The following is a 20,839-nucleotide window of genomic DNA, read 5'->3' as shown; positions in this document are numbered from 1 at the left end:
GGTCTCTAGCCCTCCACCGGCTCGATGCGAAGCCGGATGGTCTCGCCGCCGATCTCCACCGTGCGCGTCGGCTCCAGGGCCGAATCGCGCGCGATCGAGGTGGCGAGCGCCTCGGTCTTCAGGAAGGCGTTGTGCGCCTCGATCACCTCGGCCCACTTGTCCGAGGCGTCGTAGGAAATCGCGATGCGCCGGGAGAGGTCGAGATCCATCTCCTTGCGCGCCGTCTGGATCTCCCGGTTGAGGTCGCGCGCGAGGCCCTCGCGCTCCTGGTCCTCGTCCACCGAGATGTCGAGCACGATGGCGCCGGTACCCGCGAACGGCTCCGCCGCGCTGCCCTCGGGCGTCACCACGCGCATCTCGAACTCGTCGGCGGCGAGCGTCTCGCCGGCGACCGTGGCGGTGCCGTCGTCGTTGAGCGTGAAATCGCCCTGCCTGGAGGCGGCCATCACCTCCTTCATCTTCGCACCGAGGCGCCTGCCGATGCGCGGATCGACCTTCAGCTCGAGCGAGCCGTGGGCTTCCAGGTCGGTGGACAGGCGCACGTCGCGCACATTGATCTCGTCGGCGATGAGATCGGTGAAGGGCGCCATGTTTTCCGCGTCGGCATGCACGAGCGTCATCGATTTCAGCGGCAGGCGCACGCGCAGGCGGTAGCGCTCGCGCACGGCCAGCGCCGCCGAGCAGGCCGAGCGCACGAGGTCCATGGAGCGCACGAGATCGTGATGCTGCGGGAACTCGCCGGCCTCCGGCCACAGGGCGAGATGGACCGAGCGCTCGCCGGTCAGGGACTTGTAGAGCTTCTCCGCCACGATCGGCATCAGCGGGGCCATGATCTTCGAGGTCTGCACCAGCACGGTGTAGAGCGTGTCGAAGGCGGCATCGCGCGTGGCGCGCTCGCTCGTGCCCCAGAAGCGGGCGCGGGAGCGGCGGATATACCAGTTGGTCAGCGCATCGAAGAAGCTGGAGGCCTCGGCATGGGCGCGCGGGATGTCGAAGGCGTCGAGCGCGCTGGAGACCGACTCGGCGAGCTCGCCGGTCTTGGTCAGGATATAGCGGTCGAGCGCCTCTTGCGCGTCGTCGATCAGGCGGGGCCTGCGCTCTTCCAGATTGGCGTAGAGCGAGAAGAAGGAATAGGCGTTCAGGAAGGGCTGGATCGCCTCGCGCCCGACGCTCGCGATCTCGCGCGCCTCCTTCGGCACCAGCAGGTTGCCGCCCTGCAGCACCGGGGAGGAGCACAGGAACCAGCGCATGATGTCGGAACCGTACTGGTCGAAGAATTCCAGCGGGTCGGGATAGTTGCGCAGGCGCTTGGAGAGCTTCTGCTTGTTCTCGTCGAGCACCACGCCGTGGCAGATCGCGTTCTTGAACGGGGGCTGGTCGAAGATGAGGGTGGACAGCACCATCAGCGTGTAGAACCAGCCGCGCGTCTGGGCGACGTACTCGACGATGAAGTCGGCGGGGAAATTGTTCTCGAACCAGTCCTTGTTCTCGAACGGGTAGTGGACCTGGGCGAACGGCATGGAGCCGGAATCGAACCAGACGTCGAACACCTCCTCCACGCGGCGCATGGCCGACCTGCCGGTCGGGTCGTCCGGGTTGGGACGGGTCAGCTCGTCGATGAAGGGGCGGTGCAGGTCGGTGACCTTCACCCCGAAATCCCTCTCCAGCTCCTCGATCGAGCCGTAGACATCCACGCGCGGATAGTCCGGATCGTCGCTGACCCAGACCGGGATCGGCGTGCCCCAGAAGCGCGAGCGCGAGATGTTCCAGTCCTGCGCGTTGGCGAGCCAGTTGCCGAAGATGCCGTGCTTGACGTGGTCCGGCTCCCAGTTGATCTGCTCGTTGAGCTCGACCATGCGCTCGCGGAAGTCCGACACGCGCACATACCAGCTCTCCACCGCCTTGTAGATCAGCGGCTCGTCGGTGCGCCAGCAATGGGGATAGTTGTGGTCGTAGGTGTCGTGGCGGAAGAGTTTCCCCTCTTCCTTCAGGCGCGCGATGATCGGCTTGTTGGCGTCGAAGACCAGCATGCCCTCGAAGTCGGAGATTTCGCTGGTGTACCGGCCCGCCGCGTCGACCGGTACCACGACGCCGATGCCCGCCTCGCGGCAGGCCTTCAGGTCGTCTTCCCCGAAGCCGGGGGCGAGGTGGACGATGCCGGTGCCGTCCTCGTCGGTGACGAACTCGGCGAGAAGGACCTGGTGGGCCTCCTCGAACCGGCCCTTGAAGTAGTCGAAGGGCGGCTCGTAGCGAAGGCCCTTCAGCTCGCTGCCCTTGACCGTGCCGGTCTGCTCGAAGCCTTCGAGCTGCTTCTTGTACTTCTCGATCGCGTTGACCGAGAGGATGACGCGCTCGCCTTCCTTTTCCATCACCGCATAGGTGATCGTCTCGCCGGCCGCGGCCGCGAGGTTGGAGGGCAGCGTCCAGGGCGTCGTCGTCCAGATCAGGATGTTCGCGCCGGAGAGATCTCCCTGGCCCTGCGCGATCCTGAACCCCACCGTGACCGCCGGGTCGGTACGGTTGCGGTAGGAATTGTCGAGCCGGGTCTCGAAGTTGGAAAGCGGGCTTTCCACCGCCCAGCTATAGGGCACGACGCGGTAGTCCTTGTAGACCAGCCCCTTGTCCCAGAGCTGCTTGAAGCCCCACAGGCAGCTTTCCATGAAGGTCAGGTCGAGCGTCTTGTAGTCGTTCTCGAAATCGACCCAGCGCGCGGCGCGGGTGACGTATTCCTCCCACTCGGCGGCGTATTTCATCACGCCTTCGCGCGCGGCGGCGTTGAACTTGCCGATCCCCATCTCGGTGATCGCCTTGCGCCCGGAAATGCCGAGTTCCTTCTCCGCGGCGAGCTCGGCGGGAAGCCCGTGCGTGTCCCAGCCGAAGCGGCGCTCCACGCGCTTGCCCTTCATGGTCTGGTAGCGCGGGATGATGTCCTTGGCGAAGCCGGTCAGCAAGTGGCCGTAGTGGGGCAGCCCGTTGGCGAAGGGCGGGCCGTCGTAGAAGACGAACTGGTCCTCCTCCGGGCGCTCTTCGATCGAGGCCTTGAAGGTGTCGTCCGCTTTCCAGAAGTCCAGGATCTCGCGGTCGATCGCGGGCAGGTTCACCGGCGTTTCCAGCGGCGGGAAATGGGGTTTGCCTTGCGAGGACGATCCGCTCATCGGACGGGCTCTCTCTTCTGTGAAGGGCCGGCCGCCCGGCAGGGGCTCGCCGGGCGGCATGAACGCCAGTGATTATTGATGCGGACGCGCGATTGCAAGGCTGAGGCCCCGCAGACGAAAACAGCCGCCCCGGCAGGCCGGAGCGGCTGTCTTCACCCGGGGGCAAGCGGGGCGCCTAGCTCAGGCGCTCGACCATCTCGCTTTCCATCTTCTCGTGGGTGGCTTCCACGCTCGCCTTCGGTCCCGGCGTGATCAGGGAGACCACGACGACCGACAGCATGCAGGCGATGAAGCCGGGCACGATCTCGTACATCACCGGCGACAGGCCGAGCACATAGACCCACAAGAGCACCGTCACCGCGCCGACCACCATGCCGGCCAGCGCGCCCCAGCGCGTCATGCGCTTCCAGAACAGCGACAGGATGACGATCGGGCCGAAGGCCGCGCCGAACCCGGCCCAGGCATTGGAGACCAGCTCCAGCACGTTGGAGTCCGGATTGTAGGCGAGCGCGATCGCGACGGCGGCCACGGCCACCACGGCGATGCGCCCGATCGTGACCAGCTCGGTCTCGCTCGCATTGCGGCGCAGGAAGATCTTGTAGAAGTCCTCGGTCAGCGAGCTCGACGACACCAGCAGCTGGGAGGAGATGGTCGACATGATCGCGGCCAGGATCGCCGCCAGCAGGAAGCCGCCGACATACGGGTTGAACAGGAGATCGCTCGACAGGACGATGAAGATGGTTTCGGGATCTTCCAGCGGGATGCCGCGCTGGGTCACGTAGGCGAGGCCCACGAGCCCGGTCGCCAGCGCGCCGACGATGGTCACGAACATCCAGCTCATGCCGATATTGCGCGCCGCGGCGACGTCCTTGACCGAGCGGATCGCCATGAAGCGCACGATGATGTGGGGCTGGCCGAAATAGCCGAGCCCCCAGCTCATCGCCGAGATGATGCCGACGAGGCCGACCCCGCCGAAGAGGTTCAGCATGGTCGGGTCGATCTCGTTCAGCGTGGTCTTGAGCTCGCTCACCCCGCCGACGCCGGTCAGGGCGACCAGCGGTACCATCACGAGGGCGACGAACATGATGCAGCCCTGCACGAAGTCGGTCATGGACACCGCCATAAAGCCCCCGAGCAGGGTGTAGAGCACGACCACGCCCGCCGTCACGTAGAGGCCGATGCGGTAATCGAGGCCGAAGGCGGAATCGAACAGCTTGCCGCCCGCCACCACCCCGGACGAGGTGTAGAGGGTGAAGAAGACCACGATCACGATCGAGGAGATGACGCGCAGGAGCCGCGTCCTGTCCTCGAAGCGCTTCTCGAAATATTCCGGGATCGTGATCGCGTCGTGGGCCACCTCGGTATAGACCCGCAGGCGCGGGGCCACGACGAGATAGTTGGTCAGCGCGCCGAGCAGCAGGCCGAAGGCGATCCAGCTCGCCGAGAGCCCGGAGACGTACATCGCGCCGGGAAGGCCGAGCAGCATCCAGCCGGACATGTCCGAGGCCCCTGCCGAGAGCGAGGTGACCGCCGGTCCGAGCTTGCGCCCGCCCAGGAGATAACCCGATGAATCGCTTGTGGATTCCTTGAATCCGTAAAGACCGATCGCGATCATCACGACAAAATAGGCGGCGAGCGAAACGCCCGTTCCGAATTCCATCTCACTGTCCGTATCTGCTTCAGCACAAAGGGCGAAGGCCGGCGCTTCCGGCCGGGGGCCGGGCGCGCGAAGAAGGGCGCGGAACAAAAACAACGCACCTGCCCCGGATGCCGGATCGAACCGGGGTTCAGGCGCGCGAAACCGGGCCGCTTGTCCCGCAAGGGCCGCGCGCAAGCCAACACGCGGCGCGGCGAAGGTCAAGGCCGGGGGTGGGAAAACCGCGCGCCGGGGGAAACATGGATGAATCGTGACATTTTTGTCATTGCGCTCGGATGCGATGTGTTCAAACAATAGGGTATCGGCCGCATAACCCTGCGGCTTCAAGGGAGGGTGTCATGTCACAATCGTTCTGCAGCGGCAGAAGCCTTCGCCGGGCCCTGCTCAACAGTGTCGTCCCGGTCGCGGTGCTTGTCTCCGGTGCGGCCTACGCCCAGCAGGAGGATCCGGCAACACCCGTGTCCGATGCAGCCGAGGCGGACGTTCAGGGTAGCCCGGGCGACCGCATCGTCGTCACCGGCTCGCGCATCGCGCGCAATCCGAACGTGGTCGCGCCCGTTCCGGTGCAGTCGGTCGATGCCGAGGACATCACCCTGTCCGGCGACGTCAATATCGTCGATGTGGTCAACGACCTGCCCGCACTGATCGGTTCGAGCAACACCGCGGACAATGCCGGGTCGCAAGGCCTGCTCGGCGCCGCGACGCTGAATCTGCGCAATCTCGGCACCAACCGGACGCTGACCCTGATCGACGGGCGTCGGCACGTGCCGGGCGTGGCCGGAACGGCTGCCGTGGACGTCAACACGATTCCCGCAGCGCTCGTGCAGCGCGTCGAGGTTCTCACCGGGGGTGCCTCCGCGGTCTACGGCGCGGACGCGGTGACCGGCGTGGTCAACTTCATCCTGCGTGACGATTTCGACGGCGCCGACCTTCGCGCCCAGTACAACGTCGCCGATGACGGCGACGCGGCGACCTATTATGCCTCGGGCACGCTCGGGCGCAATTTCGATTCCGATCGCGGCAATGTCACCTTCAACGTGACATACGAGAAGCGCGACAATCTCCAGCAGGGCGACCGCGAGCACGTTCGAGGTGATCGCGTCGGCACCGACTGGCCTCACCCTAATCTTTTCATCCAGCAGGCCGATATCGACCAGTATGGCCTGGACCAGCTTCTGCTCGGCGACGATGTCGCCTTCTACTGCGATCCCGGCGACACGACGCTGGGCGCGGGCAAGGATGCGCTGTGCTCGCGGGCGGACAACTCGCCGGGCCGCCTGGTCGGTCCGTTTCCCCGCTTCAACCTGTCGAGCTACGGCTCGCTGATCGGGGTCGACTTCTACGGCTTCGAATTCCTGGCCTACTATCCCGGTACGCCGACGACGGACATTTTCGGCAGCAGCTATCCGGGAATCGACCTGGGCGGCGATGGCCTGATCTTCGATCTCAACAATAACGGGATCGAGGACTGTCTCGAGACGGTCAACGGCACAATCCTGCAGCGTTTCGGCGGGTTCGCGGGCTGCCACGTCAGCCGCGCGCCCGGCTCGATCGACGTCTTCCAGGACGGGCTGATCGCCGGGTCGCAGAACGCGTTCGGAGGAGACGGCACCTATACCGGCCGCGATGCGATAGACATCCTTCCGTCCGACGAGCGCGTCACGCTGCACTTCACTTCGAACTATGAATTCACGCCGAATCTGCGCTGGTTCGTCGAGGCGAAATACTCCAGCTCGGAAACCATCAATAACGGCACGCAGGGCGTACAGGCCTTCTTCGACTCCCACGTGATCGAGTGGGACAACCCGTTCATCCCGATGCCGCTTCGCAATGCCATCACCACCTTCGTGAACGACAATCCGGGCATCTTCGTGCTCGAGGACGTGAACATCCTGCTGGGCCGCGACGTCACCGACATGGGGCCGGCGATCACCTTCTCAGACCGCGAGGTCTTCCGGATCGTCACCGGTTTCGAGGGCCAGATCGGGCAGTCCGCGTTCGACTACGAGGTCTATGCCAACTACGGCGAGACCCAGGCCGATACCCGTACCACCGGCAACATCCTGATCGATCGCTACTATGCCGCTGCCGACGTGGTCCTCGACGGGTCGGGCAATCCGGTCTGCCGGTCCGAACTCGACCCCACGGCCACGCCGAGCGGCTCGTTCCTGCGCAGCGCCGGGCCGTTCCGCGGCTTCCTGACCTTCACTCCGGGAACCGGGCTGTGCCAGCCGCTGAACCTGTTCGGTGTCGGCGCGCCGAGCCAGGAGGCGATCGACTTCGTGACCACCGATCTCAACCGCCAGCGTACGATCACCCAGACCGTGCTCAGCGGCGTGATCGTGGGCGACAGTTCGGACCTCTTCTCCTTGCCGGCCGGCCCGGTCGGGCTCGCCTTCGGGCTGGAGTACCGCGAGGAGGAGAGCGAGTTCTACGCCGACCCGCTCGAACGGCCTCGGCCGGACCCGCTCGGCATCGTGCCGGCCTTCACGCCGCTCTTCGCGGTCGATGCGCCGGTGGACAACACGTTCGGCAGCTTCGACGTGACCGAGATCTTCGGCGAGTTCTCCGCGCCGCTGCTCGCGGGCAAGCCCTTCGCCGAGGAACTGACCCTCGAGGGCGCCTATCGCTATTCGGAATATTCCACGCTCGGCGGAACCGAGAGCTGGAATACCCGTCTCAGCTGGGCGCCGCATCAGGACCTGCGCTTCCGCGGGACGCTCTCGCAGACGGTTCGCGCGCCGAACATCAACGAGCTGTTCTCGCCGCTCCAGGCGACGACCGCCCGGCCTACCGATCCGTGCGATGCGGGTGAGATCAACAACGGAACGTCCAACCGGCCCGCCAACTGCGCCGCGGACGGCATTCCGTCGGGGTTCACCGATCCGCTGACCGCGCGCATCTCCGGCTTCACCGGCGGCAACCCGAATCTCGATGTCGAAACGGCCGATACCCGAACGATCGGCTTCGTGTTCCAGCCCTCCTTCCTCGAAGGGCTGACATTCACGCTCGACTATTATGACATCGAGATCGAGGACGCGATCGCCGCTCCCGGGCTCCAGCAGATCGTCAACGCCTGCTACGACGCGACGACCTTCCCGAACCAGTTCTGCGACCTGTTCTCGCGTGATCGCGATCCCGCCTCGCCGACCTTCCTGGGCTTCGAGACGTTCACCACGACGCAGCTCAACTTCGCCTCGGTCCAGACGAGCGGGTTCGACTACGAGGTCGTCTGGACCTTCGAGCTCGGCGACGTGTTCGCGCCGCTCGATCCCTATGGCAGCCTGGCCCTGAGCGTCGTGGGCAATCACACCGAGAAGCTCGAGCGCTTCGAGGACCCCACGGACGCGACCATCGTGAACGATCTCCTCTACGAGAACGGTCAGCCCGCCGATGTCGTCAATCTCGGCGCGCGCTGGGTGTGGGGCGATCTGACGATCAACTGGCAGTCCCGCTACTATGGCGAGTTCCTGGAGATCACGCCGCGTCTCGAGATCGAGAATGTCGACAATTTCGAGAATGCCTGGACCGGCGAGATCTGGCGCCACGACATCTCGGGCTCCTACACCATCGACGATCGCGTGCAGGTCTATGGCGGTGTGAACAACGTGTTCGAGGAAGACCCGATCCTGACCTCGGTGTCCTATCCGGTCGGGGTTATCGGTCGGGAGATCTTCGTAGGCGTCAACGTCGCCTACTGAGTTCCCCGTTCAGCGCTCTCGAAGCCGGGGCCGTCAGGCCCCGGCTTTTTCCTGCGCGAACGGTGTTCCGGCCTGCGCTTCCAGCTCGTCTTCCAGGAAGTCGGCGAGGCGGCGTGCGCTGGCGCTGGCGTCGGCGGCGGTGACCAGCACGATCTCGGTGTCGTCCAGCAGGGGCAGCGTCTCGCCATGGTCCGTGGCGAGGTCGGGCGGGGCCATGTCGCGGGGCAGCACCGTGATGCCGAGCCCGGCGCGCACCGCGGCCAGCGATCCGGCGAGCGATCCGCAGACATAGGCCGCCCGCGGCCGGCGCCCGGCGCGGTAGAGCGCGTCGAATGCGCGCTTGCGGTAGACGCAGGGCTCGGGATTGACCACCAGCGGCACGGCCTCGCCGGCCGGGCAGAGCGCGCCGGGATCGCGCCCGACCCAAACGAGCGGCTCGCGCCAGACGCGGTGGCCCTCCAGCGTCGCGGCCGGCTCGCGCTTGATGAGCGCGACGTCCAGCCGGCCCGCCCGGAAGCGGTCGACGAGGCTCAGCGTGAGATCGCATTCCACCTCCAGCTGGACCTTGGGATAGGCCCTGGCGAAGCGGGCGAGCGCGCCGGGCAGGTGGGAGGTGGCGAAGTCCTCCGGCGTGCCCAGGCGCACCACTCCGGAAATGTCCGGATCGCGGAAGGCCGCCAGCGTCTCCTCCTGCAGCGCGAGCAGGCGGGTGGCGTAGACGTTCAGCCGCTCGCCGGCCGGTGTCAGCGTCACCCGGCGCGCGCTGCGCCGGAACAGGCGCTCGCCCAGCCGCTCCTCCAGCCGCCGGATCTGCAGCGAGATCGCCGACTGGCTGCGGAACAGGGTCTCGCCGGCACGCGTGAAGCTCCCCGACCGGGCCACGGCGGCGAAGGCGCGCAGGCAGTCGGGATCGAGGCTGTCGCTCATGGATGAGTTTTTCTCATTAAAAGGTCGATGACTATCAATTTTCAACATTTCAGGCGCTCGGGCAATGTCCGCGGCGATCCGTCGACAGCAAGGGAGTTGCTCCAGAGATGAACGTCCAGACCAAGACCGATGCCGCCTCGTCCGGTTCCGTGAAGCCCGTCCCGATCACCGTGGCCTATGGCGACGGCATCGGCCCGGAGATCATGGAGGCGAGCCTGCGCATCCTGGAGGCTGCAGGCGCGGCCATCGCGCCGGAAACCATCGAGATCGGGGAGTCGGTCTATCTGAAGGGCAATTCGGCCGGGATCGAGCCGGAAAGCTGGGAGTCCCTGCGCCAGACGGGCGTGTTCTACAAGGCCCCGATCACCACGCCCCAGGGCGGGGGCTACAAGTCGCTCAACGTGACGGTCAGGAAGTCGCTGGGCATGTTCGCCAACGTGCGCCCGTGCGCGGCCATGCACCCCTTCATCGCCACCAAGCATCCCGGCATGGACGTGGTGATCGTGCGCGAGAACGAGGAAGACCTCTATGCCGGCATCGAGCACCGCCAGACCGACGAGGTCTATCAGTGCCTGAAGCTGTTCTCGCGTCCGGGCACCGAGCGCATCGTGCGCTACGCGTTCGAATACGCCCGCGCGAACGGGCGCAAGAAGGTCACCTGCTTCTCCAAGGACAATATCATGAAGCTGACCGACGGCCTGTTCCACAAGGTCTTCGACGAGGTGGCCAGGGACTATCCGGACCTCGAGAACGAGCACTGGATCATCGATATCGGCGCGGCCAAGCTCGCCGCCAACCCGAACCAGTTCGACGTCATCGTGATGGCCAACCTGTATGGCGACATCCTGTCCGACGTCGCCGCCGAGATCACCGGCTCGGTGGGCCTCGGCAGTTCCGCCAATATCGGCGAGTACTGCTCCATGTTCGAGGCCATCCACGGCTCCGCCCCGCGCCGCGCCGGCCAGAACGTCGCCAACCCGACCGGGCTGCTGCTCGCGGGCGTGCAGATGATGGTCCATATCGGCCAGCCCGAAGTCGCCGAGAAGGTCCACAATGCCTGGCTAAAGACGATCGAGGACGGCATCCACACCTACGACATCTTCAACGAGGAGACCTCCACGCGCAAAGTCTCGACCAGCGCGTTCGCCGACGCGGTGATCGAGCGTCTCGGCCAGCGCCCCTCCACCCTGCCGGCCCAGACCTACGAGAAGGACAAGAAGGGACCGGCGGTGCCGCTGGCCGTGCGTCCGAGGCCGCAGAAGAAGGACCTCGTGGGCATCGACGTCTTCGTCCACTGGGCCGGCCAGGACCCGGACGAGCTCGCCGGGAAGCTCAAGGCGGTCGATTATCCCGATTACCTGGAACTGAAGATGATCACCAACCGGGGCACCAAGGTCTGGCCGTCCGGTCAGCCGGAAACCTTCAAGACCGATCACTGGCGCTGCCGCTACATGTTCGCCGAGACCGGCAACCGGGGCATGGTCGCCGAGCTGATCACGCGCCTGGCCCGCGCCGGGATCGACTTCATCAAGACCGAGCATCTGTACAATTTCGACGGAGAGCCCGGCTACTCGCTCGGCCAGGGCCAGTAATGGGGGCAGCGCCGGTCCATCCCTGGACGGGCCGGCGCGTCCTCGTGGCCACGATGCACGGCAAGGGCGCGGCGATCCTGCCCGCCCTTGCCGGCATCGGACTTGCGGCGGAAGTCCTCGAGCTGGACACCGACCGGTTCGGGACCTTCACCGGCGAGGTGGAGCGGACCGGATCCATGCTGGAGGCGGCGCGGGCGAAGGCGCGGGCGGCCCTGGACATCGCCGCGGCCCGGGGCGCGATCGCGATCGCCAGCGAAGGGGCGTTCGGACCCGATCCCGTGCTCGGCTTCCTGCCCTGCGCGCGCGAGCTGCTCCTGGTGATCGACGCGGCGTCGGGGCGCGAGATCGTCCAGGCGCGCAGATCGCTCGAGACCAATTTCGCGAGCCTGGACTGGCCGGCGGACGAGGCGCGGCTGGAGGCCTTCCTGTCGCGGGCGAGGTTTCCCGGCCATGCACTCATCGTCGCCCACGCCGACGGGCGCTTCACGAAAGGGATTGCCGGACGCGCCGGCCTGTCGGAGGCTCTCGACCCGGGACACCGGCCGGTGCGGGTGGAGACCGACATGCGCGCGCACATGAACCCGACGCGCATGGGCGAGATCGCCGCGCTCGCGCGCACGCTTGCCGGGGCGCTCGCCACGCCCTGTCCGGCCTGCGGGGAGCCGGGCTTCGGATTCGAGCGCGCGCTTGCCGGGCTCGCCTGCATCGATTGCGGGACGCCGACCGGGCTCGCGCGGGCCGAACTCCTGCGCTGCAGTGCCTGCGGGCACGAGGCCGAGCGCGCGCGGCGCGATGCCAGGACCCATGCCGAACCGGGCGAATGCCCGGCCTGCAATCCGTGAGGGAGCCGACATGACCGACGAGGCCGGGACCATGGAGCGGGCCATCGGCGCCTACGCCCGGCGCTGGCGCGAGCGGCCCGGGCGCGCCCGCCCGCTCTCGCGCCACCTCGCGCAGCTCGAGGCGGAGGCGATCTACATCATGCGCGAGGTCGCCGCCGAGTTTCAGCGCCCGGTCATGCTCTACTCGATCGGCAAGGACTCCACGGTGATGCTGCATCTGGCGATGAAGGCGTTCTGGCCGTCCTTGCCGCCCTTTCCCTTCCTGCACATCGACTCGCTGTGGGAATTCGCCGCCATGGGCGCGTTCCGCGACGCGCTGGCCGGCAAGCTCGGACTCGACATGCGCGTGCACGTCAACGAGGAGGGGCGAGCCAAGGGAATCGATCCGTTCCGGCACGGCTCGGCCCTGCACACCCAGGTGATGCGCACCGACGCCCTGCTGCAGGCGCTCGACGCCGGCAGGTTCGACGCGGCCTTCGGCGGCGGGCGGCGCGACGAGGAGAAGTCGCGCGCCAAGGAGCGCGTCTTCTCCTTCCGCAACGCCCATCACGGCTGGGACCCGCGCAACCAGCGCCCGGAACTGTGGCGCACCTACAATACGCGCGTGAAGCCGGGCGAGAGCATTCGCGTCTTCCCGCTGTCGAACTGGACCGAGCTCGACATCTGGCAGTACATCCTGGAAGAGGACATCCCGATCGTGCCGCTCTATCTCGCGGACCGGCGCCCGGTGGTCGAGCGCGACGGCACGCTGCTGATGGTCGATGACGACCGCTTCCCGCTGAACGGCGAGACGCCCCGCATGGAGCAGGTGCGCTTCCGCACGCTCGGCTGCTATCCGCTGACCGGTGCGGTGCGCTCGGAGGCGAGGAGCGTGGAGGACATTGTGATGGAGATGCTCACCGCGCGCAGCTCGGAACGGGCCGGGCGCCTGATCGATCACGACGAGGCCGGCTCGATGGAGAAGAAGAAGCGCGAGGGCTATTTCTGAACGCGCACGGGACCGGGCGCGGCCGCATGCGGCGCCCGCCTCCCCCGTCTCACGCCGTCTCAGCGCTCGATGTGGATCTCCACCACCGCGCCCTCTTCCCCGGAGAAGCTGACGACGGGAACGCGCTCGTCGGCGTCCCCGGTCACGCGCACCGGCCGGGCGACATCCATCTGCCCGGCGTGCAGGCGGATCTCCGCCTGGCCGCGGAAGCCGGGATCGAGATAGAGCGTGTACTCGCCCGAACGGCGCAGGCGGATGCGCGCCACGCCTTCCGAATTGGTGCGCGTCCACAGCACGATCTCGTGGCCGGCCTCATTGAGTTCCAGCGTCACCGGCACCCCGTCGACGGGCTGCACGCCGTGCGCCGGAGCGGTGAAGGCAAGGCTCGCGGCGAAAAGCGCCGGTGCGAGAAGACGGCGCATGTCAGTTCTCGCGCGCCGGGCGCCAGCGCTGCGGCGCGCCGGGATGCAGGGTGGCGTCCTGGCCGCCCCCGCTCAGCGCGGCGACCGGCCGGCCCTCGTAGCCGTGACCGCCGGAAGCGGGCGCGGAACTGGACTGGTAGCCTTCCTGCCCGTGCCGGCTGAAATCGATCTCGGCACATTCCACGCGCTGCCACTCATAGCGCTCGGGCGCGACGAGTTCGTAGCGCTCCAGCACGTCGGTGCGCTCCTCGACATAGCGCGCGCGCACCTCGGCCGGGTGCAGGACCGTGCGGTACTCGTAGCTGGCGTACTGGGCCGGGATCGGCACTTCCTCGACCGTGGCGGGGTGGCGCAGCACCTCGCGCTCGATCGTCTGGTAGCGCGCCTCGACCGGCACCTCGCGCACCTGCGCGGGCTCGGCGACGATGCTGCGCGTGATCGTGCGGTACTCGGCCGGTTCCTCGATCAGGCACCAGACCTCGCCGGTTTCCGGATCGTGGCGGTAGGAGCGCGCGCCCTCGACATAGCCGCGCCGCCACACCAGGCGCGCCTCGCGCACCAGCACGCGCTCGCTCACCGTCTCGTGGCGGGCCGGCTCGATCTCGTAGCGCGAATAGGCCGGCTGCACCTGGACGCGCTCGGTGACGGTCTCGTAGACCGGCTCGGTGACGCGGTAGCGCATCGCCGCCTCGCGCGAGACGTATTGCTGGCTGCGCGTATCCAGCACCGGCTCGACGACATGGCTGTCCACCCGGCGGCCATTGACCCAGATCTCGTAGCTCTCGTAGCCGTCGGCGACGACCACGGTCTCGCGGATCGTGTTGTACTGCGCGTCGTGATGGACGCGGCTGTAGCACTGGCCGGCCTCGGCATGGCTCGGCGGTTCGGACGGGAAGGCCGCGCGCTGCTGCGCGAAAGCCTGTCCGGTGAGGGCGAGCGCCAGCGCGCTGCCCGAAAGCAGGATAGTCCTTGGCATTTCAAAGCCCCCTCAGACTGCCAAAGGACTTGGGAGCGTAAGAGCAAATCCCGGCCGCGCAAGCAAAATCGCCGATGACCGCTTCGCAATACCGGCCGGGTGTGCCCGGCGTGCGCCGGTTCCGGCAGCCCGGCACTTGCGGGGTCTGCCTGCGCCGCCCGCGTCCTTCGAGGAGGCGGAGGCCTGCGCGGGCCTTCCGGCACGCCTTTCGCATGTTCGAAGCTGCGTACACGGACTGTCCCGGTCCGGCGCATCGGGAGGCGGTCATGCTCGACCTGATTTCCGCCGACGGCCGTATCGACCACCCCCTCCAGGCGGCCGGCTTCGTCCTCGTGGCCGTTCTCGCCGCGGCGAGCCTTGCCGTCGCCGGCCTGAACGCCCTTGCACGCGACCCGGCCCGCACGACGCGCGAGTTCGCGCGGCCCGAGGCGGCCTTCACCCTGGCGATGCTGGTCCTGGCCGTGCTGCAGATCGGCCATGCCCGCGGCGTGCCCAACCTGTTCCTGTTCCGCCCGGAGGTCGGGGATGGCGGGCTCGTCGAGCACCTGACCGTAGCCCTGATGCTGCTGCCTCTGGGGTTTCTCGCCTGGCGCCTCGCCGCGCGCCGGGCCGGGCGCATCCGCCTGCCGGTCGCGCTCGCTGCGGCGGCGGCCGGGTTCGTGCTCGCCGGCGAGGAGATCAGCTGGGGCCAGCACTGGCTCGGCTACGTGCCCCCGGAAGTGGTGCGCGAGACCAACCTGCAGGAGGAGTTCAACCTGCACAATTACATCGCGCCGACCACGATGGAGGCGATCTATTTCGCTGCCGCGCTTGCCCTGCTCGCGCTCTCGGCCAATCTCGACGCGCTCGTCAGGAGCCCGGTGCGCGCGCGCAGCCTGCTCGCCCTGAAGGCCCTGGTCGCGCTCGGGGCCGTGCTGATGGCCCACCATGTCTTCCAGGAGGTCGCCGAGCTCGCCGTCATCCTCGCCGCGGCGTGGATCTATGCCGGGCTCGACCGGGGCGCGCTCACCCTCCGATCGCGCCCGCTCGCCGGCCTCGCCCTGCGCCCGGCCTGAGCGCGCCGCGCCCGCTCGGTTTCGAACCGGGCCGGACACGGAGCCGAGGCCGGACCGGAACGGCAGGTGCGGATTCACGTTTTCCCGTCGAAGCACCCACCGGGCGGTGCGCAACCATCGACTGGGTAGACCATGAAGACGCGAGTGTTTCATCCGACCGCGGTTCTCGGCGTTCTCGCTGCAGGTGCCGCCCTTTCGCTCGGCGCGGCGGCGCACGCCCAGGACGGGCCGCTCACGCCGCCCGTCCAGCCACAGCCGCCGGAGGTGGCCGACTACCCGGCACCGGACGGCCTTCGGGACGAAGACGGCGATCGCGGGCGCAGATACCAGCCCTTCAATCCCTTCCTCGATGCCTGCGAGGCCGATCGCTGCCTGGCGGTGACGATCAGCGAGGAGGCGGCTGCGTCGGACGAGTTTCTCGGCTGGATGACCGACAGGGCGGTCGAGCACGTCATGGCCGTCGCGACGGCGGACTATGTCGACTGGATGCGCTCGGCGACCGGCAACAATCCGTTCCTCGTGACGGCGATCTATGACAACGGGACGCTCGTCAGCTCGAACGCGACCGCCATGGATCATCCCTGGCTCGGCCCGGATCGGGCCGAAGGGCGCTGGGCCGTCGGCCCGGTCTCGGGGCCGTTCCTGGAGGATGTGCTCTCCTCGGCGGCGCGCGCAGACGGACCCGAGGCGGCGGAGCTGCAGAGCCCGGGCGTTCCCGACTATGCGCCGGGGCCCGCCCGTGCCGGACCGCGAACGCAGGGCGCGCGCTACCCCGACGGCATCACCGCCCTGGAACTCGATCTCGCCGCCTTCGAGGATGCCACCCCGCCCGAGCGGCTCGGCGACGCCTTCGTCTGCTGCGGGCCGCATGAACAGCTGCCCGCCAGCCCGGCGGGCGAGTCCGGCCTCACCGCCGGGCAGGCGCCCTTCATCGGGGGCGGCTCCGTGGCTCTCGACGGGCGCATCGCGGTGGTCGGCGTGGTGGCCGCGACGCCGCGGGCGGTGCGCGGCGCGCAGCCGGTGATCGAGCCGCCCAACCTGCCGGTCGCGGCCGATATGCAGTCCTTCGCGCTGGTCTTCGCGCTGGAGCCGGCGGGCCGCTGAGAGCGGGCGAGTCCAGCCGGCATGGCGGTCTGGCGCGGCCGGCACGCAGGAGATGACGGCGGCGCTTCAGCCGGACGGGACCGGCGCGCTGCAGCGGAGCGGTGCGGAGCCCGAAGGACGAGGGGCCGTGCTGACCGGGGCGGCTTTGTCGAACATCGTTCGCTTGCGCGGCGCGCGCCCGAGCCCCTAACCTTGCCGGAGCATCATGCGGGGGAGGGCTCATGCGCACGTCTCACATCATCACCCTTGCGGCCGGCGGACTTCTCGTGGGCGGCATCGGCGCGGCCTTCGCGCTCGGGCTGCGGCTCGCCCCGCTGGAAGGGCGCAGCTTCGATCGCGATGCCGCGGTCGCGGCGGCGGGCGCCTATTCGGCCGAGATCGCGCGCGACGCCTGGGGCGTGCCGCGGGTGATCGGCGAGACCGATGCCGACGCGGCCTTCGGCCTCGCCTTCGCCCATGCCGAAGACGATTTCGAGACCATACAGGGCTCGCTGCGGGCCGGGCTCGGCGCGCACATGCTGGCGCGCAACGAGGAGGAGGCGAAGACGAGCTATCTCGTCCAGCTCCTGAAGATCCGCGAGGACGTGGCCGAGCGCTACGAAACCGATCTCTCGCCGGGAACGCGCGCCTTCGCCGAGGGCTATGCCGCCGGTCTCAATCTCTACGCGGCGCGGCATCCGCACGAGATCGTCGAGCGCGATCTCTTCCCGGTCACCGGCGAGGACGTCATCGCCCTGTCGGCCTTCTTCAGCCCGCTCTTCTACGGTTTCGGCGAGGCGGTCGGCGGGATCATGGCCCCCGAGGTGGAGCGCGATCCCTCGCGCGGGCAGGAACTGCAGGTCTATCTGCAGGACGGCCCGGACACCGAGCTCGGCTCGAACGCCATCGCGGTCGCCCCGCACCGCTCGGCGGACGGCGCCACGCGCCTCGTCGTCAATTCCCACCAGCCGACCGAGGGCGCACTCGCCTGGTACGAGGCCCAGGTGGTCAGCGACGAGGGGCTCAATTTCGCCGGCGGCCTGTTTCCCGGCTCGCCGGCCCTGCATCTCGGCACCAATCCCGATCTCGGCTTCGCCGCGACGGTCAATTATCCCGACCTCATCGACGTCTACCGGCTCGAGCTGACCGGGGACGGCGAGGCCTATGTCCTGGACGGCGAGGCCCGCGCCTTCGAGCGCGCCACGGCGACGATGACGGTGCGTCTCTGGGGCCCGTTCGCCTGGCGGGTCACGCGTCCTCTGGAATGGTCGGTTCACGGGCCGGTCTTCCGCACGGCGCACGGCACCTATGCGCTGCGCTACGCGACCATGGGCGACATCCGCTTCGGCGAGCAGGCCTACCGCATGATGCGCGCCCGGAGCGTGGCCGAGTTCGAGGCGGCGCTGGAGATGGGCGCGATGGGCAATACCAACCGCATCGCCGCCGACCGCGAGGGCCGCATCGCGCGCTACTATCTCGCCCGCATGCCCGACCGGCCGGCTGTCCCCGGGCTCGACTGGCGCGGTATACTGCCCGGCGACCGCTCCGATCTCGTCTGGCAGGATTTCGCGCCGCTGTCGGCCCTGCCGCACATGGTCGATCCCGCCGCCGGCTACGTGCTGGAGTCCAACCACTCCCCCTTCGCGGTCACGCTGACGCAGGAGGACCCCGACGCGGAGGACTATCCGCCGCAGTTCGGCATCGAGACGGTGATGACCAACCGCGCCCTGCGCGCCACCGGACTCTTCGCCGACGACGGCGACGGGCTGACGAGCCGGGAGGAGCTACTCGGCGTGAAGTACGACGACCGCTACGACCGCGAGAGCGAGGCCGCCGCCCTGCGCCAGGCGATCCTCGACCATCCCTGGAGCGATCCGCTCCACCAGGAGGCCGCGCGCATCGCGGCGGGCTGGGATCTCGGGGCCCAGGCGGAGAACCGCGGCGCGGCCATCGTGCTGCTGTGCTGGTATCTCAAGGAGGGCGATGTCCTCGAGGACGTGCCGAACAGCCTCCCGCGGGCCGCCGAATGGCTGATGACCCATCACGGCCGTCTCGATCCCGAGTGGGGCGAGGTCAACCGGCTCGTGCGCGGCGAGGTCTCCCTGCCGCTCGACGGCGGCCCCGATACGCTGCGTGCGGTCTACGGGCGTCCGGCAGAGGACGGGACTCTCCATATGGTCGCCGGGGATGGCCTGACCATGGTCGTGGAATGGTCGGACAGCGGCGAACAGTCGGTGTTCGCCGTCCACCAGTACGGCTCCAGCAACCGGCCCGGCACCGGGCACTTCACGAGCCAGATGCAGATGTTCGCCGAGGAGGACTTCCGGCCCGTGCCCATGAGCGAGGCCGGGATCCGCGCCGCCGCCGTGCGGGTCTACCGGCCGGGGGAGTAGCGGCCGGCGATCCGTCTGGCCTTCGCTCTCGTATTGTGCCCTGCCAGCTGCTAATCAGCGTCGAGGTCACGGGAAGGACATGGGCATGAGCGACGCCGGCAATTCCGCGAGCGATTCCGCCGGGCAGGGCGCGAAGACGCTCGGCCAGGGCTCGAAGCTGATCGTCGATGTCGGCCCGGCCGCGGTCTTCATGCTGACCTACAATCTCGCCAAGCCGTTCACGGACGCGGCGATCTACTGGGCGACGGGCATCTTCATGGCCGCGACCGCGCTCGCCGTGATCTGGGCGGTGTTCGTGCAAAAGCGCACCCCGCCCATGCTGATCGTGACCTTCGTCATCGTCACCGCCTTCGGCGCCATGACGATCTACTTCCAGAACCCGGTCTTCGCCTACGTCAAGCCGACGATCATCAACCTGATCTTCGCCTTCGCGATCCTCGTCAGCTACTCGCTCGGCTTCAATGTCTGGCGCTACCTGTTCGGCACGATCTACCAGATGCCCGAGCGCGCCTGGTTCATCCTGGCGGTACGCTGGGCGCTGTTCTTCATGGTGCTCGCCGGGACCAACGAACTGCTCTGGCGCCATATCGGCGACCCCGCAGTCCCCGAGACCCTGCGCTGGTTCGACACCTTCTCGATCAGCGAGACCTTCTGGGCGAATTTCCGCTTCTGGGGCACGTACGCCATGTTCGCGATCTTCGTCGCGCTGAACATTCCCATCACGCTGAAATACGCCAGCGAACCGGACGAGGGGGGCGATGGCGAGGCGAGCCAGGCCGCCGAATAGGCGTCAGCTGCGCCCGCTCGGTATCGCGTCGAGCAGTTTCTCCGTCGGTCGGCCGATCGCCGCCTTGGTCTCGGATACGAGGATCGGGCGCTCGATCAGGCGCGGCTCCTCGATCATGGCCTCGATCAGGGCGCCGGCAGCGGTCACGTCGGCGAGGCCCTGCGCCTTGTAGGCGGCTTCCTTGGTGCGCATCATCCCGCGCGGGCTGTCCAGGCGCAGCTTGTCGACGACCGCTTCCAGTTCGCCCTTCGTCGGCACGTCCGTCATGTACTCGCGCACCTCGGGGTGAATGCCCTTCTCGCGCAGGAAGGCGAGGCCCTCGCGCGATTTCGAGCAGCGCGGATTGTGCCAGTAAGTCAAAGTCATCGTTCACTCCGTCCTGTCTTGCGCCATCGCGAGGATAGCCCGGGCGGCGTCGAGATGCAGGCGTTCGACCATGCGGCCGTCCAGGGCAATCGCTCCGCGCCCGTCATGTTCCGGGTCCTCGAAGGCGGCGACCACCTTGCTGGCCCAGTCGACCTCGTCCTTGCTCGGCGAGAAGGCGCGATTGGCCGCTTCGACCTGGGAGGGGTGGATCAGCGACTTGCCGTCGAAACCGAGCGCCTTGCCGGCACGGGCCTCGAACTCGAACCCGGCCCTGTCGGTGAAGTCGTTGTAGACGCCGTCGACCGCGATGAGGCCGTAGGCGCGGGCGGCCAGCACGATCTGGGCGAGATGGGGACGCAGGGCGCGGCGCTCCTCGTCCAGCCGGCAGCGCAGCATCGCGGCGAGGTCGTTCGTGCCGGCAAGCAGGGCCTCCAACCCGACATCGGCGGCGATCTCCCCGATCAGGCGCAGGTTCAGGATCGCGGTCGGGGTCTCGATCATCGCCCAGACCGGGCCTTGATAGCCGGCGGCATCGAGGGCGGCGCGCACCTTCAGGAGCGTCTCGGCCCGGTTCGCCTTGGCGACGACCACGGCGTCGGGCTTCGCCTTCGCCGCAACCGCGCAGTCCCCGGAGAAGAAGTCGGTGCGCACGCCGTTGACGCGCAGCAGGGTGCGCATGCCGGCCTCGCGCCAGGCCGCGACCGCGGCGGGCGCGGACTGGCGCGCCTGCGCCTTGGCGTCCTCGGCGACGGCATCCTCGAGATCGAGGATCAGCGCGTCGGCGCCGAGCGTCGCGGCCTTCTCGATGGCACGCGGCTTGTCGGCCGGCACGAACAGGACGGAACGGTGCGGAGCGGGGGATCGATTCTCGTCAGCCATGACCAAACTGATTACA

Annotated in this window: 15 protein-coding genes; 8 read left to right on the top strand and 7 right to left on the bottom strand. The window is 68.1% G+C overall.

Annotated elements, in window-relative coordinates:
* Positions 1 to 5 precede the first annotated feature (5 nt).
* Together ileS and putP are read right to left on the bottom strand one after the other, a co-directional pair.
* Entirely contained in the window at positions 6 to 3,155 is a 3,150-nt protein-coding gene (gene ileS / locus JW792_RS11165; RefSeq protein WP_135995767.1) for an isoleucine--tRNA ligase, read from the bottom strand.
* 175 nt (positions 3,156 to 3,330) lie between these two features.
* A complete protein-coding gene (gene putP / locus JW792_RS11160) occupies positions 3,331 to 4,815 on the bottom strand; it encodes a sodium/proline symporter PutP (RefSeq protein ID WP_135995768.1) in 1,485 nt (494 codons plus the stop codon).
* A 335-nt stretch (positions 4,816 to 5,150) separates the two neighbouring features.
* On the opposite strand from putP, the gene JW792_RS11155 reads away from it, so the two are divergent.
* Positions 5,151 to 8,513, top strand: coding sequence for a TonB-dependent receptor domain-containing protein (locus JW792_RS11155; RefSeq protein ID WP_135995769.1), 3,363 nt, complete (start codon positions 5,151 to 5,153; stop codon positions 8,511 to 8,513).
* A 33-nt stretch (positions 8,514 to 8,546) separates the two neighbouring features.
* Here the strand turns inward: JW792_RS11155 and JW792_RS11150 are convergent, their stop codons facing one another.
* Positions 8,547 to 9,440: a LysR family transcriptional regulator gene (locus JW792_RS11150; RefSeq protein WP_135995770.1), complete on the bottom strand. Its 894-nt coding sequence runs from the start codon at positions 9,438 to 9,440 to the stop codon at positions 8,547 to 8,549.
* Positions 9,441 to 9,547: 107 nt separating this feature from the next.
* Here JW792_RS11150 and JW792_RS11145 point away from each other — a divergent pair, with 107 nt between their 5' ends.
* From JW792_RS11145 to cysD, 3 genes are read left to right on the top strand one after another with little or no spacing between them, the layout of a single operon-like run.
* Complete coding sequence (locus JW792_RS11145) at positions 9,548 to 11,032, top strand: NADP-dependent isocitrate dehydrogenase (protein WP_135995771.1); 1,485 nt, start codon at positions 9,548 to 9,550, stop codon at positions 11,030 to 11,032.
* Entirely contained in the window at positions 11,032 to 11,874 is an 843-nt protein-coding gene (locus tag JW792_RS11140; RefSeq protein ID WP_135995772.1) for a DUF6671 family protein, read from the top strand. The genes JW792_RS11145 and JW792_RS11140 overlap by 1 nt, the downstream gene beginning before the upstream one ends.
* A gap of 10 nt (positions 11,875 to 11,884) precedes the next feature.
* Complete coding sequence (gene cysD / locus JW792_RS11135) at positions 11,885 to 12,862, top strand: sulfate adenylyltransferase subunit CysD (RefSeq protein WP_135995773.1); 978 nt, start codon at positions 11,885 to 11,887, stop codon at positions 12,860 to 12,862.
* Between the two features lie 59 nt (positions 12,863 to 12,921).
* On the opposite strand, the gene JW792_RS11130 is transcribed toward cysD, so the two are convergent.
* Both JW792_RS11130 and JW792_RS11125 read right to left on the bottom strand, forming a co-directional pair.
* Positions 12,922 to 13,284 (bottom strand): hypothetical protein, encoded by a 363-nt coding sequence (locus JW792_RS11130; RefSeq protein ID WP_135995774.1) that lies wholly within the window; start codon positions 13,282 to 13,284, stop codon positions 12,922 to 12,924.
* A gap of 1 nt (position 13,285) precedes the next feature.
* On the bottom strand, positions 13,286 to 14,260 hold the full coding sequence (locus JW792_RS11125; RefSeq protein WP_135995775.1) for a hypothetical protein: 975 nt from the start codon (positions 14,258 to 14,260) through the stop codon (positions 13,286 to 13,288).
* 266 nt (positions 14,261 to 14,526) lie between these two features.
* On the opposite strand from JW792_RS11125, the gene JW792_RS11120 reads away from it, so the two are divergent.
* The 4 genes from JW792_RS11120 (at position 14,527) to JW792_RS11105 (ending at position 19,578) form a co-directional block, all read left to right on the top strand.
* Positions 14,527 to 15,315, top strand: a complete 789-nt coding sequence (locus JW792_RS11120; protein ID WP_135995776.1) for a hypothetical protein — start codon at positions 14,527 to 14,529, stop codon at positions 15,313 to 15,315.
* A 144-nt stretch (positions 15,316 to 15,459) separates the two neighbouring features.
* On the top strand, positions 15,460 to 16,419 hold the full coding sequence (locus JW792_RS11115; RefSeq protein ID WP_135995777.1) for a hypothetical protein: 960 nt from the start codon (positions 15,460 to 15,462) through the stop codon (positions 16,417 to 16,419).
* 221 nt (positions 16,420 to 16,640) lie between these two features.
* Positions 16,641 to 18,791, top strand: a complete 2,151-nt coding sequence (locus tag JW792_RS11110; protein ID WP_135995778.1) for a penicillin acylase family protein — start codon at positions 16,641 to 16,643, stop codon at positions 18,789 to 18,791.
* 85 nt (positions 18,792 to 18,876) lie between these two features.
* The gene (locus JW792_RS11105; protein WP_135995779.1) at positions 18,877 to 19,578 is read left to right on the top strand and encodes an inner membrane-spanning protein YciB; all 702 of its coding nucleotides are present in this window, start codon (positions 18,877 to 18,879) and stop codon (positions 19,576 to 19,578) included.
* A 3-nt stretch (positions 19,579 to 19,581) separates the two neighbouring features.
* Here JW792_RS11105 and arsC read toward each other — a convergent pair whose 3' ends face one another.
* Positions 19,582 to 19,944: an arsenate reductase (glutaredoxin) gene (arsC, locus tag JW792_RS11100; protein ID WP_135995780.1), complete on the bottom strand. Its 363-nt coding sequence runs from the start codon at positions 19,942 to 19,944 to the stop codon at positions 19,582 to 19,584.
* 3 nt (positions 19,945 to 19,947) lie between these two features.
* The gene (locus JW792_RS11095) at positions 19,948 to 20,823 is read right to left on the bottom strand and encodes an HpcH/HpaI aldolase/citrate lyase family protein (RefSeq protein ID WP_135995781.1); all 876 of its coding nucleotides are present in this window, start codon (positions 20,821 to 20,823) and stop codon (positions 19,948 to 19,950) included.
* Between the last annotated feature and the right edge of the window lie 16 nt (positions 20,824 to 20,839).

Origin of the sequence: Marinicauda algicola, assembly GCF_017161425.1 — a bacterium.
GTDB classification, from domain to species: domain Bacteria; phylum Pseudomonadota; class Alphaproteobacteria; order Caulobacterales; family Maricaulaceae; genus Marinicauda; species Marinicauda algicola.
This window is presented reverse-complemented; position numbering and strand designations above follow the sequence as displayed.